The 17155-nt window shown below is 69.0% G+C and carries 18 protein-coding genes; 8 read left to right on the top strand and 10 right to left on the bottom strand.

What is annotated here, in order from left to right:
* Positions 1-43 precede the first annotated feature (43 nt).
* Positions 44-682: a class I SAM-dependent methyltransferase gene (locus AWC24_RS00090; RefSeq protein ID WP_085081491.1), complete on the top strand. Its 639-nt coding sequence runs from the start codon at positions 44-46 to the stop codon at positions 680-682.
* A 36-nt stretch (positions 683-718) separates the two neighbouring features.
* On the opposite strand, the gene AWC24_RS00085 is transcribed toward AWC24_RS00090, so the two are convergent.
* Complete coding sequence (locus AWC24_RS00085; protein ID WP_133055673.1) at positions 719-1915, bottom strand: hypothetical protein; 1197 nt, start codon at positions 1913-1915, stop codon at positions 719-721.
* Between the two features lie 117 nt (positions 1916-2032).
* Between AWC24_RS00085 and AWC24_RS00080 the strand changes: the two genes are divergently transcribed.
* Positions 2033-2476 carry an Rv1352/Rv1906c domain-containing protein gene (locus AWC24_RS00080; RefSeq protein ID WP_085081489.1) on the top strand — a complete coding sequence of 148 codons (444 nt, stop codon included), beginning with the start codon at positions 2033-2035 and terminating at the stop codon, positions 2474-2476.
* Between the two features lie 16 nt (positions 2477-2492).
* On the opposite strand, the gene AWC24_RS00075 is transcribed toward AWC24_RS00080, so the two are convergent.
* Genes AWC24_RS00075 through AWC24_RS00065 form a run of 3 tightly spaced genes read right to left on the bottom strand, consistent with a single transcriptional unit; the run spans position 2493 to position 5412 of the window.
* Positions 2493-2843, bottom strand: coding sequence for a DUF732 domain-containing protein (locus AWC24_RS00075; protein ID WP_085081488.1), 351 nt, complete (start codon positions 2841-2843; stop codon positions 2493-2495).
* Complete coding sequence (locus AWC24_RS00070; RefSeq protein ID WP_234807196.1) at positions 2840-4144, bottom strand: PPE family protein; 1305 nt, start codon at positions 4142-4144, stop codon at positions 2840-2842. Before AWC24_RS00070 ends, AWC24_RS00075 begins: the two co-directional genes overlap by 4 nt.
* Complete coding sequence (locus tag AWC24_RS00065; protein WP_085081487.1) at positions 4141-5412, bottom strand: PPE family protein; 1272 nt, start codon at positions 5410-5412, stop codon at positions 4141-4143. The genes AWC24_RS00070 and AWC24_RS00065 overlap by 4 nt, the downstream gene beginning before the upstream one ends.
* 243 nt (positions 5413-5655) lie before the next feature.
* Between AWC24_RS00065 and AWC24_RS00060 the strand changes: the two genes are divergently transcribed.
* Positions 5656-6906, top strand: coding sequence for an FAD-dependent oxidoreductase (locus AWC24_RS00060; protein WP_234807195.1), 1251 nt, complete (start codon positions 5656-5658; stop codon positions 6904-6906).
* Positions 6899-7570, top strand: coding sequence for a maleylpyruvate isomerase family mycothiol-dependent enzyme (locus tag AWC24_RS00055; protein WP_085081520.1), 672 nt, complete (start codon positions 6899-6901; stop codon positions 7568-7570). Before AWC24_RS00060 ends, AWC24_RS00055 begins: the two co-directional genes overlap by 8 nt.
* Here AWC24_RS00055 and AWC24_RS00050 read toward each other — a convergent pair.
* From AWC24_RS00050 to AWC24_RS00040, 3 genes are read right to left on the bottom strand one after another with little or no spacing between them, the layout of a single operon-like run.
* Positions 7567-8184: a hypothetical protein gene (locus AWC24_RS00050; protein WP_085081486.1), complete on the bottom strand. Its 618-nt coding sequence runs from the start codon at positions 8182-8184 to the stop codon at positions 7567-7569. The two genes, AWC24_RS00055 and AWC24_RS00050, sit on opposite strands and share 4 nt — an antisense overlap.
* A 25-nt stretch (positions 8185-8209) precedes the next feature.
* Complete coding sequence (locus AWC24_RS00045) at positions 8210-9061, bottom strand: LLM class flavin-dependent oxidoreductase (RefSeq protein WP_085081485.1); 852 nt, start codon at positions 9059-9061, stop codon at positions 8210-8212.
* A 13-nt stretch (positions 9062-9074) separates the two neighbouring features.
* Positions 9075-10532 carry an aldehyde dehydrogenase family protein gene (locus AWC24_RS00040; protein ID WP_085081484.1) on the bottom strand — a complete coding sequence of 486 codons (1458 nt, stop codon included), beginning with the start codon at positions 10530-10532 and terminating at the stop codon, positions 9075-9077.
* A gap of 149 nt (positions 10533-10681) precedes the next feature.
* Between AWC24_RS00040 and AWC24_RS00035 the strand changes: the two genes are divergently transcribed.
* Complete coding sequence (locus tag AWC24_RS00035; protein ID WP_085081519.1) at positions 10682-11827, top strand: phosphotransferase family protein; 1146 nt, start codon at positions 10682-10684, stop codon at positions 11825-11827.
* 13 nt (positions 11828-11840) lie between these two features.
* Positions 11841-12311 carry a polyketide cyclase gene (locus AWC24_RS00030; RefSeq protein WP_085081483.1) on the top strand — a complete coding sequence of 157 codons (471 nt, stop codon included), beginning with the start codon at positions 11841-11843 and terminating at the stop codon, positions 12309-12311.
* A gap of 40 nt (positions 12312-12351) precedes the next feature.
* On the opposite strand, the gene AWC24_RS00025 is transcribed toward AWC24_RS00030, so the two are convergent.
* Positions 12352-13215 (bottom strand): TIGR03619 family F420-dependent LLM class oxidoreductase, encoded by an 864-nt coding sequence (locus AWC24_RS00025; protein WP_085081482.1) that lies wholly within the window; start codon positions 13213-13215, stop codon positions 12352-12354.
* Between the two features lie 134 nt (positions 13216-13349).
* On the opposite strand from AWC24_RS00025, the gene AWC24_RS00020 reads away from it, so the two are divergent.
* A complete protein-coding gene (locus AWC24_RS00020) occupies positions 13350-13970 on the top strand; it encodes a TetR/AcrR family transcriptional regulator (RefSeq protein WP_085081518.1) in 621 nt (206 codons plus the stop codon).
* On the opposite strand, the gene AWC24_RS00015 is transcribed toward AWC24_RS00020, so the two are convergent.
* Positions 13939-14883, bottom strand: coding sequence for an oxidoreductase (locus AWC24_RS00015; RefSeq protein ID WP_085081481.1), 945 nt, complete (start codon positions 14881-14883; stop codon positions 13939-13941). The two genes, AWC24_RS00020 and AWC24_RS00015, sit on opposite strands and share 32 nt — an antisense overlap.
* Before the next feature lie 52 nt (positions 14884-14935).
* Here AWC24_RS00015 and AWC24_RS00010 point away from each other — a divergent pair, with 52 nt between their 5' ends.
* The gene (locus tag AWC24_RS00010; RefSeq protein ID WP_085081480.1) at positions 14936-16162 is read left to right on the top strand and encodes a cytochrome P450; all 1227 of its coding nucleotides are present in this window, start codon (positions 14936-14938) and stop codon (positions 16160-16162) included.
* 22 nt (positions 16163-16184) lie between these two features.
* Here AWC24_RS00010 and AWC24_RS00005 read toward each other — a convergent pair whose 3' ends face one another.
* The gene (locus tag AWC24_RS00005; RefSeq protein WP_085081479.1) at positions 16185-17084 is read right to left on the bottom strand and encodes a MerR family transcriptional regulator; all 900 of its coding nucleotides are present in this window, start codon (positions 17082-17084) and stop codon (positions 16185-16187) included.
* Positions 17085-17155: the final 71 nt, after the last annotated feature.

Genomic DNA, 17155 nt, shown 5'->3' with positions numbered 1-17155 from the left:
CTCATCGGGACCCTCGCATCGGCACGGCGGTAGATTTCATGTCGTGGCACCTCCCGCTCCGCGCCGAGCACTCAATGACGTCGTCACCCGGTTCTGGAGCTTTGCCGCTCCGGCCTATGACACCCGCTTCCTGCAACGCTGGGTCTATCGCCCGGCCCAGGACGAGCTGATTGCCGCGCTGCGGTCTCATCAGCCGGCCCGGGTCGCCGACATCGCCTGCGGCACCGGCATCCTGGCCGACCGCATCGAACGCGAGCTGCAACCCGATGCCGTCTACGGAGTGGATATGTCCGACGGGATGCTCAACGAGGCCCGGACGCGGTCACCGCGGGTGCAGTGGCTGACCGGGCCCGCCGAACAGCTGCCGTTCGAGGACGAGACGCTCGACGCGGTGGTCACCAGCTCGGCGTTTCACTTCTTCAACCAACCGGCCGCGGTGCGGGAGTTCCACCGGGTCCTGGCGCCGGGCGGGATGGCCGCGGTCACCGCGATGAGCCCCCGGCTGCCCGATCCGCTCCAGCTGGCCGGGATCCGGTGGAACCCGTCGCGCCAGCCCTCGCCGAGTGAGATGCGCACGCTGTTCACCGACGCCGGATTCGCCGTGGCCGACCAGCATCGAGTGGCGCGACCGGCATGGACGCTGCTGGTGTCGGACCTGATCACGGTCGGCGTCAAGTCGTAACGAGCTTCGGCCTCCACGCCCGCCGATGCGCCGGCCTCAGCCGAACATGTTCTGCAGCCACTCCGGGACAAACAGGTCCACGGCCTCGGTCGCTATGTTGTTGCTGGCTACTTGAATTCCATCCATGAGGCCGGACACCGCCTGATCGGGGTGCAAGAAGTTATTTTGCGCAACCATCATGATGTTCTCGAGGCTGAAATCATCCTTGTTGGCCAGGATCATACCTATAGTGTCCTTGTCCACCTGCAATGCCACGGCGCTGAGATATCCAATTCCTGTCAGCTTCAATCCCAGTCCGGTGAGTTCGCCGTTGCCGAACATACCACTCAAGAACCCTTGGAGGTTATAGGCGCCGACGGCATTCTTCACACTATTGGCAAGTATGTCCACGATGGAACTGTAGTTGTTGAACAGATAGCGGCCCACATCCCCGTTGAAGTTGCCGAGACTCTGCAACAGTTCGTCGAGTCCCGTGGCGCCCAACGGGTGGGCCTCCAGGTTTGCCAACAGTGTTTCCAGGTCCTCACTCCGCAGCGGCGGCGCGAGTGCAGCCACAATATCTTTGAGCGGGTCGGGAAACCCGGTAACGTCGCCGGGGCCACCGGGATCGCCCGGGTCACCTGGGTAGCTGGGGAAGGCATGGTCACCGAATTCGGGCGCGAATCCCGGTATCTGAGTAAAGATCTGCGGGTAGAAACCCTTGTCGAAGAATACGACGTCGTGTCCATAGCCTCTTTCTTCGTACAGCGGCACTCCGACATCCATTTTCCAAGCTCCAGTCATATAGCCAATACCGGTGCCGGGATCGGTCTGCCAGGCCACCATGTATGCATCGGATGGGCCGTAGTCACCCGTGAGTAGGGAAGGAAAAACCGGCTGTTGAGTGATTTGAGCCATCATATCGTAAAGGGGGGTATCCACCGGCGATATGGAGAAGTACTGATTGATATACATCGAGCCGAGTTCGCGTTCCATCGCAGTTTCCGCCTCGATCCATGGATCGTCGTAGTAATCCACGTAGGACAAAGCGAGCAGTTGCACAACCGCAGACAGCAGGGAGTCGCCCGCTGGAGCCGCCATGGCAGCGGAATCCACTCCGGCCGCCGCGGTGGCGATCCCGCCCCCCTGCACCGCTGCCACACCGGTACCCAATGCCAGCGCCAGCGCGCCGACCCGCGCACCGATCCCAGGGTAGTGGATCATTTCAACCCCTCCATCGTGTTCTTTCAGCAAATTATTAGGCGAAAGATAGCAACGTCCGCGTCGTCGCCGATACAGGGTTTTCCCTTGTCTTTTGCAGCGGCCTTACAGTGGTCGGGTCACCAGCGCAAGGCGGTACCCTCGCCTGGTATGAGATCGACGATGTTGGCTGGCACGGTGGCTATCACGCTGGCTGCGGCTTGGGCCGGTGCCGGCTCCGCAAGTTCGGAACCGGCGCCACCGCCGGGACCCAAACAGGTGATCGACACCGACGGCACCTTCACTGTCGGAAAGGACATTGCGCCGGGCACCTACCGCTCCGACGGACCGCGCGAGGGAAACGCCTGCTACTGGCGTCGAAACAGCGGCGACAAGATCGTCGACAGCGCGATGACCAAGAAACCGCAGGTGGTGCTGATCGAGCCCAGCGACACCACCTTCCGGACCGACCGCTGCGCGCCCTGGCAACTGACCGAATGCCCGCCCACCTGTGCACCGGTGCCGCAGCAGTCGGCGGGGCTGCCCGACGTGCTCAAGGGTTTCGTGCCCCAGCAACGGCCGCCCGCTCCCGCGCCCGCCCCCAGCGGGGGTTAGCCGGGGCCGGCGCCCGTCACTTGGTGTCGAGTTGGTGCGGGCAGTAGGTGTTGGCCGCAATGGCAGCGAACTGCGCCGCGCCGTCGGTGGTGAACCCGGGATTGGTGGCCTTCAGGTCGGAGATCACCTGCAGGCCGGGTTCGCCGCGGTCCACCAGCCCGCAGACCGCACGGGCGGCCTCGATGGCCTGACCGGCGCTGCTGTAGGTGATTCCGGCGGCGTCCAGCGACTCCAGGAAGGCCGCGTGGTGGACGGCGACGGCCGCAGCGTCGGAGTCGAGCTGGGCGCCCGGCCCGGGGTCGGCGGCTGCCGGAACCGCGCCGACGGCGAGGCCGGCGGCAACGCCCAGCGCCCACCGCTGCTTCACGGCAGCGCCGTCGCCGTGGCGGATCCGGCGGCGCCGGCCGTCCCGGCGTCCCGGGCGGTTTTCCTCAGGTGCACCGCGTGGAAACCGGGCTTCTTCGCCAGTTCCTCGAGCAGGTCGTCCAAGCCCGCCTCGTCGATCTGCCAGTGCTGCACCGCATCCTTCTGCTTCTGCAACTGGGCCAGCACCCGGTCGAGTTGAACCGGGGCGGTGCCCTTGCCGCCCTTGCCGCCGCTGCCGGACCCGCCGCGGATATTGGCGCCGTTGATCAGCTGCGCGCCCGGAGCCCCCAGCGCGCCGCCGGTCAGGGCACCCAACGCCGCCGGGTTGAGCAGACCGGCCGGGCCGGCCACCGGCGCCGCGACGGCGCTGCCGGCCGTCGGCAGCGAGGTCGGCAGCGCGGTGGCGGCCAGCCGGATCGCCGGGGTCGCGGTCGCCCAGCCGGGCGGCACCGACAACGCCCCGACCGTAGGCGCGGCGCCCACTCCGGCCGTCACCGCGCGGGCCATGCCGCCGCGCGCCGCCGACGCCGGCCCACCGCTCAAACCGGCGCCCAGCCCAGCACCGAGCGCGGACCGCGGGATCTCCGGCAGCAGCGCCTGCGGCTTGTAGAACGACTTGAATTGGACCATGCCGAAGTTGGGCCCGCTCAGCACGACATTGCCCAGCCCACCGAATTTCATGACCCCACCGAGGGTGCTGAACAGTCCTTCGTAGATGCCCGGGATCTCGGCGGCATCCCCGGCCGCGGCGAGGCCCGGTCCGGCTTGGCCGGCCGGGTTGGCGGACTGCGGCGGCGAGGCGAACGGGGTGAGCCGGGTGGCCGACGCGGCGGCGGCCTCGTATTGGACCATCGCGGCGGCGTCCTGGGCCCACATCTGCGCGTACTGGGCGTCAGCGGCCGCGATCGCCGCGGTGTGCTGCCCGAGGGTGTTGGTCGCCAGCAGCGCGTCCCGCAGGCTGCGGTTGGCCGCGATCACCGGCGGTGGCACCACGGCGGCCAGCGCCACCTCGAAGGCGCTCGCCGCGGCACCGGCCTGCGCCGCCGCCTGGGTGGCCTGCGCGGCCGCACCCGACACCCAGTCCACGAAGGGCGTTGCGGCAGCGACCATCGCCGTCGACGACGGACCCACCCAGTCGAGCGTCAACGTCGACAGCACGGCGCGATAGGAGGCCGTGACGGACTGCAGTTCGGTGGCCAATCCCTGCCAGCCGGTGGCCGCGGCCAGCAGGGATTCGGCGCCCGGGCCCGCGTAGAGCAGGCCGGAGGTGACCTCCGGGGGAATGGTGGCGAAGTCGATCACGACGCACCCCCCTCCTCGGGTACCGGGATGACCAGAATGGTCGCGGTGGTCAGCGCCTCGGTGTCGGGCGCCTTGTCGATCACCCGCGCGGCACCGCCCGCGACGGACTGCACCGCGGTGCCACCGACGGCGCGGCCGGCCAGGCTCGCCAGCGCCATCTCATTGAACATCGCAGTCGATGAGCCCTCGACAGCGAACGCCGAGGCGCCGGCGCTGGTCGGGCTGCTCGACAGTGCCGCCGGCAGCGCCTTTCCGGCCGGTGCGGCGGTGGCCCAGCTCGCCGGCACGGACAGCGACCCGACCATGCTCGCCTGCCCGGCGCTCGCCGCCACCGTGGCGCCGGTCGAGCCCACCGCGGACAGTGGCAGCTGGGAGGAGATGTACCCACCCGTCAGCGGGCCGAGGGCACCGGTGACCGGGGCCGGGCCGCTGAGCACGCCGGCCACCCCGGGCGGGTTCTGGGCCAAGCCCACCAGCTGGCCGGCGATCAGCCACCCGCTGCCGAGGTTGGAGAGGTGACCGAGCGGCGAGTACGGCCCCACCAGGTCGCCCAGCAGCTCGCCGATGCCGCCGATCCCCGAACCGACGTCACCGAGGGACGGCGCCGTCTGCGCCGGGGATGGGTTGAGGTTCTGCAGCGCTCGGGGCACCGCCGACATCAGCTGCGAAACCCTCGACGGGGCGGCCGAGGCGGTCCTGACCCCGGCATTCTCGGCCGCCGTGACCGCCCGGGTCACGGCGGCGAGGTCGGCGGCCTCCGGAGCCGGGTCGAACACGCTGACCTGGGTGGCAGCCGCCGCCGAGCCGGCGTAGGCGTACATGGCGGCGGAGTCCTGCGCCCACATCTCGGCGTAGAGCGCATCGGTCGCCGCGATCGCCGGGGTGTGCTGTCCCAGCAGGTTCGTCGCAACCAGCGTCATGTGCAGGCTGCGGTTGGCCGCGATCACCGGCGGCGGGACGTGCGCCGCGAACGCGGCCTCGTAGGCTGTGGCCGCCGCGGCGACCTGGGCGGCCACTTGCTCGACCCGCAGCGCCGTCGCACCGATCCACTCCGCGTAGGGGGCAGCTGCTACCGCCATCGACACCGCCGACGGCCCGTGCCAGGACCCGGATAGATCGGCGATCACCGAAGAGTAGGCCGCGGCCGCGGCGTGCAATTCGCCGGCCAGCCCGGCCCACGCTGCGGCGGCGGCCAGCAGCGGCCCGGGCCCCGCTCCGGAATACATCAAGCCGGAGTGGACTTCTGGGGGCGTCGCTGCGAATTCCATCTCACCTGACCTCCGGAAGTGGGGACTCCGACGACCACCCAAGGTGGCTAGAAAGCGAATCTAAAGTGACTCTCTGGTAGATCGCCGGGAGGTAACTGTCCGACATCCTGGAGAAGGCTGTGCCCGCGATCACATGGCGGCGGGCGGCCCCGACCGGCAGCCATCTTACTGTTACGCCAAGATACTCTTAAGTTTCTTAATTTGTGTGTATCGTGGGCCCCTGGCGTCGGGAAGGGGATTGCGGTGGGCGAATCGGGAACGTCTGCGGTCGTGCTGGGAGCCGGGATGGCCGGACTGCTGGCGGCTCGGGTGGTCTCGGAGTTCTACGACTCCGTCACGGTGGTGGACCGGGATCGGCTGCCCGACCACCCGGTCCACCGCAAGGGGGTGCCGCAGGGCCGCCACCTGCACAGCTTCCTCAGCGGCGGCACGAACATCCTCGGTGAACTGTTCCCCGGCATACTCGACGAGCTCAACCGGACAGCCAGACTCGCCGACCCGAAGTCCCTGGCGGTTTACAGCGCGAGCCGGCCGTTCCTGGAGTTCCAGGTGCGAGGGGGCGTCGACCGGATCGGCAACGTCGCCTTTCTCGACGGCCACGACGCGATCGAGCCGGTGCACGACCGGGACACCGTCACCGGCGTCCGGGTCAAAAATCAACGCAACCGCCTCACCCAGGTGCTGCACGCCGATCTGGTCGTCGACGCGACGGGCCGCGCCGCGCGCAGCGCCGAGTTCCTGGCCGGGCACGGCTTCGGCAGCGTGCCCGAGCAGCGCCGCGACGCGAATTGGGGCTACTCCAGCCAGTTAGTGCGCATCCCGCCGGGCCGGCTCGCCGACCGGCTGGTCTTCGTCAACCGGGGCCGGCCCGCCCCGGTGCTGTTGCTGATGGCCTGCGAGCGCGATACCTGGATGCTGGCCATCGCCCGCCGCGGCGAGCACGGTCCTCCCCCAACCGATTTCACCGCCATGCTGGCCGCGGCCAAACAAGTCCTGCCGGCCGGCATCCTGGCGGGGTTACGCGATGCCACGCCAATGGGCGAGCTCGCGGTGTCCCACGACACCGGTGCGTTGTGGCACCGCTACGACCGAATGCCGCGGTTGCCCGCCGGGCTGGTGGTGATCGGCGACGGGCTGTGCCGGCTCAATCCGCTGCACGGACAGGGCATGACGATGGCCGCGCTCGAAGCGGTCGCGCTGCGCGACTGCCTGCGAGAAGGCGGACCCGAGCTGCCGCAGCGGTTCTTTCGCGCCGCGGCCCGCCGGATCGCGCCGGTCTGGGCAGCGAACGGCGCAGCCGACCAGCCGTCCTCGCCGGATCGCCCGCGCCCGATCCGCCACCGGCTCGGCCGCTGGTTCGCCGATGCGGCCGGAACCGCCGCGGCCCGCGACATGGTAGTCACCGAACGCCATCCCACCCGCCGGCTGCTGCCCGAAAACCCGGCGGGCACACTGCTTTCGCCACACCCCAGCGCAGGAGGCTCCCATGCTTGACGCGATCTACCGGGCCGCTCGCGGCCGGATCGGGGCGCTGGCCGCCGGGCTCGGCGACCACCAACTGCGCACCCCTGTCCCGGCCACGCCCGGCTGGACGGTGCACCACGTGCTGGCCCACCTGGTCGGCGGTGCCGCCGACGTGTTGGCCGGCCGTCTTGACGGCGCGCCCGGTGACTCCTGGACGGCGCGGCACGTCGCCGAACGGCGTCGCCGGCCGGTCGAGGAGTTGCTCGACGAATGGCAACGTGCCGCCCCGGCCGTCGAAGCAAGCCTGCCGGAGCGGCACACCGGCCCGAACCTGGCCGCGGACGCGATCTGCCACGAAGCAGACCTGCACGAGGCGCTGGGTCTGGCGCGCACCGACCGCGAGCACTGGCAGCCGTTCCTGGCGGCGATGGGCCACTTCCCCGGCCGGCGGCTGCGCGACACCGCAACGCTGGTGATCACCGATGAGCTGGACCGGCAATGGCGTTGCGGGTCAGGGGAGTCGGTAATGGAGTTGCGCGCCGACGGCTACGAGCTGCTGCGCGGGCTGTTCAGCCGGCGGTCGCGACGGCAGATCGCCGGCTGGGACTGGTCGCCGGCACCGCCGGCTGAGCTGGTCGACGGGTTCGGTGCGTTCGGCCCCCGCGACGACGACCAGCCGATCCCAGTCGGCTAAGTACAGGCGGCCAACCGCGGCGGGGAGAACGTCACCGAGCCGACTCCCCCGACGATCAGTCCGTTCTCGGCCAGCGCCATCGCAGTCACATACGAGCAGGTCTGAATCTCGGTCAGCCCGTTGAGGTACACCACGTCGAAGGCGTAGGCGAAGTTGCGAACCAGTTGTCCCGCCGTCCACGGCGCGTCGACGACGAAGCCCAGCGACGATCCCGACCGAGCGCCGAGTACCCGGGGCCCGCGCTCACCGATGTGCGGTGTGATCGAGAAGGCTACGCCATCACGCTTGGTACCGGTCAGACCGGTGCTGTTGATCCGGTAGCCGGTGGCAGCGGCCGGCACCAACGGCCCGGGCCGGATATTGGTGCTGAACAACACCGAGTAATTCGTGCCGCCCGCGACGGCGGTGGTGCTGAAACTGGTCGAAGTGAACTCTTCGGGCAGTTGCACCACGCAGTTCTCGATCAGTTCGTCGGGATCACCGCAGTCCTGCGAGCCGGGCGGCACCGCCAGGGCGCGGGGCGCGGCGAGTGCGATGCCCAGGACCGGCACCGACCAGGCGGCGCCGCGCACGAAGGTGCGCCGGCTGATCGTCTTGTCCGGAATCTCTGTCACGAGTGACCCCTCTTCCGCGCCGCTGTCAGTCCCGCAGTGCCGAAACTACCCGCTCGCCGAACTCGGCGATGGTCTGTGGCGCGGCGAAATCGGAGAACCACACGTAGAAGCGTTGCGCGCCCTGGTCGCGCAGACCGGCGAAGTAGGCGGTCAGTTCGTCGGCGCGGCCGCAGACCAGGCCGGGGCCGAGCGCGCTGAAGCGGCGGCGGGCCTTGGAGATCACCGCAGCGCCGTCAGCGGCGTCGACGCCGTCGCCGACGAAACCGACCATCTGCTGCACCGAGGCCCGCGCCGTGCCGATTTTGCCCACCAGGTTCGGCAGTTCGTCGACGTGGGTGGCCGGAAGATTCCACCAATCAGCGTGTTGGGCAACCAGTTTCAGCATCCGCGGGCCTCGTCCGGCCAGCAGCAACGGGATCGGGCTGCTCGGGGTGGGCAGCTGGGTGTCCTCGCCGCCGGCCCAGTAGCGCCGCAATGCGATCACCGTCTGCTCCAGGGCGGTCACCCGCCCGCCCGCGGTCGGCGCGCCGAGGCCGAACCGGGCCAGCTCGTCGGGCATCGACCCCGATCCCAGGCCGAGCTCGAAACGGCCACCGGAGGCTTCGGCCAGCGTCACCGCTTGCTTGGCCAGCACCGCCGCGTGCCGGAACGCATCGCAGAGCACCAGGTGGCCGATCCGCAGTCGCTCGGTGTGCGCGGCGACCCAGGTGGCGATCGTCATCGCCTCCCAGAGCGGCGCGTCGGGTGCCATCGGTGTCTCGAGGTGGTCGAGGAACGCCAGGCCGTCGAAACCGCTGGCCTCGGCGGTGCGCGCCCGCTCCACGATGTCGGTGATGCTCAGCCGGCTCTGCGGCAGAAACAGGAACCATTCGGTCATCGGCGGTCTCCGGCTACAGCGCCGCCCAGATCGACTTGGTCTTCAGGTAACCCTCGATGCCCTCGTAGCCGAATTCCTTGCCGACGCCGGACTGCTTATACCCGCCGAACGGCACGTTGTGGTCGAAGGTGAGCTGGCAATTCAGCCCCACCATGCCGGCGTTGAGGCGCTTGCCCAGGTTGTGCGCGCGGGCCAGGTTGGTGGTCCATGCGGTGGCGGCCAGCCCGTAGCTGGTGTCGTTGGCCATCGCGATGGCTTCGTCGTCGTCGTCGAACGGCAGGATCGTGACGACCGGACCGAAGATCTCCTCCTTGTACAGCCGGCTGGTGGCCGGGTCGACGCCGGTGACCACGGTGGGCTTGACGAAGTAGCCCTTGCGGTCCAGCCGGTAGCCGCCGCTGACGATCTCGACGCCGTCCTTGCGGCCCTGCTCGATGTAGCCCAGCACCCGGTCGAGCTGCTTCTGGCTGACCAGCGGGCTGATCATGGCGCCCTCATCCTGGGGCCCTCCCAGCACCAGGTTGTCGCCGATCATCGCGATGCCGGCCACCACCCGCTCATAGACGCTGCGCTGCACGAAGACCCGCGAGCCGCACACGCAGCCCTGCCCGGAGTGCACGAAGATGCCCATCGAGGCCATCATGATCGCCATGTCCAGGTCGGCGTCTTCGTAGATCAGCACCGGGGACTTGCCGCCCAGCTCGAGGGTGACCTTCTTCAGGTTGTCGGCCGAGTCGCGCATGATCTGCTTGCCGACCTCGGTCGAGCCGGTGAAGGCGACCTTCTCCACGTCGGGGTGTGCGGTGATCGCGGCACCGGCGGTGGCGCCGTAGCCGATCACGAAGTTGGTGACCCCTTCGGGCACACCGGCTTCCGCGATCAGCCGTTCCAACAGCACCGCCGACAGCGGAGTCTCCTCGGCCGGTTTGACCACGCTAGAGCAGCCCGCGGCCAGCGCCGGGGCGACCTTGGCGCAGGCGTTGAACAGCGGGCCGTTCCACGGGTAGATCAGGCCGACCACACCGTAGGGCTCCTTGTGGGTGTAGGCGTGGAAACTGGCGTGGGTGCTGTTGACGCCGCCCTCCATCTGCACCTGGTAGCTGTTGCCGCTGATCTTGGTGCACCAGCCGGCGTAGTAGCGGAAGAACTCCGCGCAGGTGGACACGATCATCTCGGACTGGGCCGGCGGCATACCGGCATCCAGGGATTCCAGCTCGGCGAACTCCTTGGCGTGCTCGTCGATCAGGTCGCCGAGACGCCACAGCGCCTTGGCGCGCTGGCGGGCCGGGATGTCGGTCCAGACCCCGGACTGATAGGCCGCCTTGGCGCGGGCGACGGCCTCGTCGACGGCTTCCGGACCGGCGTCGCGGAACTCGGTGATCTGTTCCTCGGTGGCGGGGTCGATCACCGGTATCACCTCGCCGGTGCCGGGGCGCTTCGCCAGATCATCGATTACCGACTGCAGTGCCATGGCAGGACCCTTCGTGTGGCGACAGATGCTGGGCACTTGCTTAGCACCCGGGGTGCGGCCCGGTCAACAACGAGACATTTTATCCATATTCTGTAAAGGTGGCTCTGGTGCGGCCGCTGGTCAGGCCGACCCTGGTGAAGGAGCAGGAAATGGGCGGACTCACTCGCCGTGCGCAGCGCTTCGCGCCGGCTCTGAGTCTGACTGCCCAACTGGGCCGCGGAACGAGACGGGTCCTCACCGATGCGGTCGTCGGCAGATCCGCGCAGCTGCCCCGCCGTGTCACCGACCTGACCGCAGCGCACCTGACCGGGATCCTCGGCCGCCGGGTGACACGCGTGCGAGTGGTCGACGGCGATGCGGGCACGTCCTCGCGGGCCCGGCTGGCACTCGACGGGGACGGCGTCCCCGGCACGGTATTCGTCAAGATGCCCGCCGCAACAGTCGCCACCCGGTTCATCACGGAGCTGGGCCGGCTGGCCGAGACCGAGACCCGGTTCTACCGCGAGGTCGCGCCGCGGCTACCCGATGTACCGCGAGCCTTCGGGACGGCCTTCGACCCACGCACCGGGCGGTTCGCGGTGGTGCTGGAAGACCTCGCCGCCCGGAGTTGCGAATTCGCCGATACCCTGCATCCCTTGAGCCCGGACCGGGCGGCGCTGCTCGTCGAACTGCTCGCCCGGGTGCACGCGGTGTTCTGGGAGCGGCTCCCTGCCTCCGGTGAAGCCGGTCTGGGCTGGGTGTACACGGCGTCGGAGGATCCGGTCTCGCTGCTGACCGGACGGCTGCTGCGGGCATCCGCGAAACGGCTGGCGGAGCGGACCGAAATCCCCATCGGCCGTGGCCGATTCATCGATGAGAACTATCGCGCGGTGGCGTCGCTGATCGACCGCGGGCCGCACACCCTGATGCACGGCGACGCACACCCGGGCAATCTGTACTTCGGCAACGGCCGGGCCGGGCTGTTGGACTGGCAGGCGGTACGGCGTGGACACGTCAGCCGGGAACTCGCCTACTCGTTGATCAACGGCATGACCACCGCAGACCGCCGACACAGCGAACGCGAACTGCTCGACACCTACCGGCAGGCGCTGCGGGCGGCCGGCGGGCCCGATCTCGACCGCGACGATCTCTGGCTCCGCTACCGTCAGGCCGCGCTGTACGCCTACACCGCGACCGCGATCACCGCGGGTCTGGGTGGCATGCAGAACGAGGACATCGCACTGACCGGACTGTCCCGGTCGGTGGCCGCACTCGAGGATCTCGGCACCGTCGCCGCGTTGCGGACGGCACTGTAAGAAAGGCACCACATTGGGCATCGTCACCACCAGTTCGGAGACCGCGTTCAACCACGCCCCGGAGACGATCTACGATTTCGTCACCAATCCGGCCAACTGGACCAAGACCTATCCCGGCAGTGCACACATCGAAAACCTGCCCAGCCGACGGCCTTTGGAGGTGGGCGACACCTGGGCCGAGGCCGGCCCGGACGGCGAGCGGATCTTCACCTGGCAGCTGGCGATGGCGATGCGCCCGAGACTGTGGGTCTTCAATTCGGTCGGGCGCCTGGGGCACGACCGCGACGGCAACGGTGGAATGGAGGGCCGGATCACCGTCCAGTACCACTTCACCCGGCCCGCCGAGGACATCACGCTGTTCAGCCGCACCATGACCGTCGAGGCGTACAAGCACGCGCCGCTGCCGGACGGTTTCTTCCGAGCGGTCAACCCCGCCAAGATCGACGACTACCACGCCGCCATCGCCAGAGAGTTGCAAACCTGACTCGCATGGCGGCCCGTAACCTGTTGCGGCAGGAGGACGACTACGGGCTGTCGAGGCGAAAATCGCGCCGGAACGCGGCCATCGCGTCGATCTTGGCCTCGACGGGCGCATCGGGCTTGCAGTAATAGAACCACGGCTGAGTCAGGATGTGGGTGATCCCGCCGGCTTCGGCACGCGCCACATCGGCGGGGCCGAGCAGGTCGGTAAGCGGTGCGAGCACCGTGAATTCATCGGCGTCGCGCCCGAGCGCCGTGCGGTAGTCCCGCAGCCGCGCCACGACCCCCAGGGCTTGCTCGGTGGTCATCAGGTCGCCGACCCAGCCGTCGTAGCGGGCAGCCCGGCGCAGTGCGAGGTCGGTCAACCCGCCGAACAGCACCGGGATCGGCGGCGGGTTGGGCGTCATCTCCAGCCGGGGCGTGCGGTAGTGGTCACCGTCGCGTTCGGTCCAGCCGGGCGCCCACAGGTCGTGCATGAGCTCGACCGCCTCCTCGGTGCGTTTGCCGCGGCCCGTAAACGGCTGCCCCATGAGCGCGAACTCTTCTTCGCACCAGCCCACGCCCAACCCGAGTTCCAGCCTGCCGTTGGCCAGAACCGCCGCGGTGCCAATCGCTTTGGCGGCCGAATACGGGTCCCGCAGCGCCGCGACATAGACGGTGGTGACGAACCGCACCCGTGTGGTGATCTGGGCCAGTGCTCCGATCAGCACCCATGGATCGGGCCAGTCGGTGAATGGCGGCCAGCGCCGTTGCCCGTCCGCGGTGTAGGGGTAGCGCGTGGCGAGTTCGGCGAAGTTCACGACGTGGTCGGGGATGCCGACGCCGTCATAGCCGAGCCGGTCGGCTGCCGCGGCAAGCGCCAGGATGTCGGCGGTCGGCAGAAACCCGGTGCTGATGTAGAACTTCACGTACCCGGCTTGCACATTTCAGACGATTGCTCCACGACGCAGATCATACAGCTGATATTTACGTGTATGACGTGGTTCGGCGGCGAGTCCATTACCGTTCCGGCTATGACGCGACACCGGCCCGGGAGGATCTGATGCGCACCCGCGGCTGGGGCGGCGATGTGCCCGCCAGCGACGAGGAGGCGGTCGCGCGGATCCTGGCGGCCACCCGGCGCACCATCGACGAACGCGGTGAACAGACCAGCATCGCCGATGTGGCCCGCACCCTCGGCGTCACCCGCCAGACCGTCTACCGCTACTTCCCCAGCACCGAGGAGTTGTTGTCGGCCACCGCGATCGACGGCGTCGGGGATTTTCTGGACCAACTCGCCGCGGCACTGGCCGGCATCACCGATCCCGGGGAGGCGGTCGCCGAAGGTGTCGCGTTGACCCTGGAACGTCTCCCCGATGACCCCTATGTCGGGCTGCTGCTGCGGGCCCAACAGCCCAGCGCCTTCGCCGTCACGGTGACCACCGATACCGGGCGCGCCTTCGGGCACTCCATTCTCGAGCGGTTGGACGTCGACTGGTCCGGTTTCGACGAACAGGCCGTCGACGACATCATCGAGATGGTGCTGCGCACCTTGCAGTCGTTCATCCTGGCGCCGTTGGCCGCCCCGGGCGATGAGTTGCGGCGACTGTTGCGCCGCTGGATCGCTCCGGCGGTGACCGCGGCGCGCGGCGTCAGGAAGGTCCGCGGGTCAGCGGGTAGCTGACGCCGGTGAGGTCTTCGGCGATCTGCCAGAGCCGCTGTTGCGCCTCGACGTCGTGGGCGCGCCCGGCGGCCCGGACCAGCACCGGCGGCCCGATCTGCTCGAAACGCCCACCGGGCCCGTAGAACTGGCCGCCCACCGCGGCCGGATCGGTCGCCGCCCGCAGCATCGGCAGTGCCCCGTCGGTGGGAGCCTGGGTGAACCAGCCGGTCAGATGGCGGAAACGCCGGTTGAACACCCAGCGAACCGACCGGGATTGCTCCCGCAGGATGCCGGTGCGGGTCCCGCCGGGATGTGCCGCCAGCGAGATCGCTTGGCTGCCCATCGTTTCCAGCCGCCGCTGCAGTTCGAACACGGCCATCAGCTGGGCGAGCTTGGACTGGGTATAGGCCGCCGCCGAACTGAACGACTTCTCTGAGTGCAGATCGTCGAACGCGATCCGGCCGCCCCGGCTGGTCTTGCTGTTCACCGCGATGATCCGCCCCGCCGGGGCGGCGAGCACCCGGTCGAGTAGCAGCCCGGTCAATGCGAACGGCCCGAGGAAATTCGTGCCGAAGTCACCTTCGAAGCCGTCTGCGGTCACCCGCCGCACCTGGTGCATGACACCGGCATTGTTGACCAAGATGTCGATGACCGGGTAAGCGGCCCGCAGTTTCTCGGCGCACCCGCGCACCGACGCCAGGTCGCTGACATCCAGGTGCACCACGTCCACTCGGGCGCCCGGGGCCGTCCGCAGGATGTCGTCGCGGGCCGTGGCGGCGGCCTCGCGGTTGCGGCAGGCCAGCACCACCCCGGCCCCCAGGGTCGCCAGCCCGCGGGCGACCTCGAGGCCGACGCCGGTGTTGGCGCCGGTCACCACGGCGATCCGGCCGCGCTGGGGTGAACCCTGCGCCAAGGTCCAGTCCGTCGCCGTCACACGCCGAACTATAGACGGGACAAACAGAATCTATGTGTATGGTCCTGGATTGATGCCCGACGACGTCGATCTCACCGATCTGGACCGGTTCACCTCCGGCTTTCCGTACCACGTGTTCGACGTGCTGCGCCGCGAGTCGCCGGTCTGGTTCCATCCGCCTACCGCCCACTCCCCCGGCGGGGAGGGATTCTGGGTGCTCAGCCGCTACGCCGACATCGTCGCCGCGGCCACCGACAACCAGACCTTCTCCTCGGAGTCCGGCGGCGGGCGCGACGGCGGCGGCACGACACTGGAGGACATGCCGCGGGGCTTCGCCGTCGGTGCACTACTGAACATGATGGACGATCCGCGCCACGCCAAGTTCCGAAAGCTGCTGATGCCCAGCATGACTCCGCGGGCGCTGCGCGGGATCGAGCAGGAGTTGCGGCAGCGTGCGGTGGTGATCGTGGACGCCGCGCTGGCCAAGGGGGAATGCGATTTCCTGGTCGACGTCGCCGCGGAGCTGCCGCTGCAGGCCGTGGCGGAACTGGTGGGCGTGCCGCAGCAGGACCGGCACGAGCTGATGAACTGGGCCAACGTCACCCTGGACTACGAGGACCGCGAAGTCGGTGAGGTCAACGACCGGATGATGCAGGCCCAGGCCCGGATGTTCGCCTACGGGGCCGAACTGCTCGAGCACAAACGCGCCCACCCGGCCGATGACCTGCTGTCGGTGGTGACGCACGCGCAGATCGACGGTGAACCGCTCACCGACAACGAGCAGCAGATGTTCTTGAGCCTGATCATGGCCGCGGGCAGCGAGACGACACGCAATTCCATCGCGATCGGCATGTCGGCGCTCAGCGAGCATCCCGAGGCCTGGGAGCGGTTGCGGCAGGACCGGCAGCTGCTGCCGGTGGCCGTCGAGGAGCTGCTGCGCTGGGCGTCCTCGACGCCCTACAACCGGCGCACCGCCACCCGCGACGTGGAACTGCACGGCCGGCAGATCCGCGCCGGCGACAAGGTGAGCCTGTGGTGGGCGTCGGCGAACCGCGACGAGTCGGTCTTCGTCGACCCCTACACCTTCGATGTTCTGCGGAATCCGAACCCGCACCTGACATTCGGTCGCGGCGTGCACTTCTGCCTGGGTTCGACGCTGGCCCGCCTGGAGATGCGGGTGATCTTCGACGTGCTGCTCGACCAGGTGGGCACGGTCACCCTGACCGGGCCGATCGAGTACGTCCGCAGCAACAAGCACGCCGGCGTGCGGCACATGCCGGTCACCATCGAGCCGCGCTAGCGCTTTCGACGCCGGGCGGGCGTCAGCGCAGCAGTGACTCGGCGAGCAGACCGGCGACCATCGATTCGATGGTCGACTCGATCGACGAGGCCAAGGTGGCGGTGACCGATGCGACGGCCTGGGTGCGAAACCGCACCAGCATGCCGATCAACTCCGCGATCTCGGTGTCGGCCGGCAGCGGCGCGCCGGGCTGGACCCGCTCCAGGACGTGTTCGGCGCCGGCGCGCACCAACAGCTGGCTGATCGCGTCGATGTGCGGCAGCGTCTGCTCGTAGAGGTCGATGAGCTTGTCCACGGTGATGCCGTACCCGCGAATCTCGTTGAACGCCTCGATCAGCTTGGGCCGGGTGATGGTGACCTGTGATCCGTCGGGCCCGTCGAGGCGGATCACCCCGAGCTGTACCAGCCGGCGCAACGCCGGCGGGTCGTCGATCAGCCGTTCGGCTTCGGCGCGCGGCATGGCTTGCGGGCGCTCGGTGGTCCAGGTTCCGGCAAGGGCGCTCTCCAGCCCCAGGATGTCGCCGAGGTCCTTGCCCTGTTCCCAGGCGCCGATCATCTCTTTGACGTGCGCGATCGTGTAGCCGCGGTCGAGCATCGAGGTGATCAGCCGCAGCCGGGTCAGGTGCGTGTCGTTGAACAGCGCAATCCGCCCGACCCGCCGCGGCGGCGGCAGCAGATCCCGGTCCCGGTACACCCGGACGTTGCGGGTGGTGGTGCCGGCCATCCGGGCCAGGTCGTCGACCCGATACTCGCGCGAGGCCGCACTGCCGCCGGGGTGACGCACCACGACCTCGAACAGCTGGGTCACTGCGGCTTCGATCACCTCGCGCGACTCGCGCCGCACCCGGCGGGGCACCCGTCGCAGGTTGGCCAGCACGCCGGCGATGGAGTCGGGCTTGGGGTGACGATCCGGCGTGCTCACTGGTCTACCTTCCTGAGGTCATCGCTTCTGGATGAAGCGTTGATGCACCCGAGGTGCCACCAGGTCACTGC

It is taken from the genome of Mycolicibacter senuensis (assembly GCF_002101885.1).
Classification (GTDB): domain Bacteria; phylum Actinomycetota; class Actinomycetes; order Mycobacteriales; family Mycobacteriaceae; genus Mycobacterium; species Mycobacterium senuense.
Note: the sequence above shows the minus strand (reverse complement) of the source record. Positions and strands in the feature narration are given on the sequence as shown.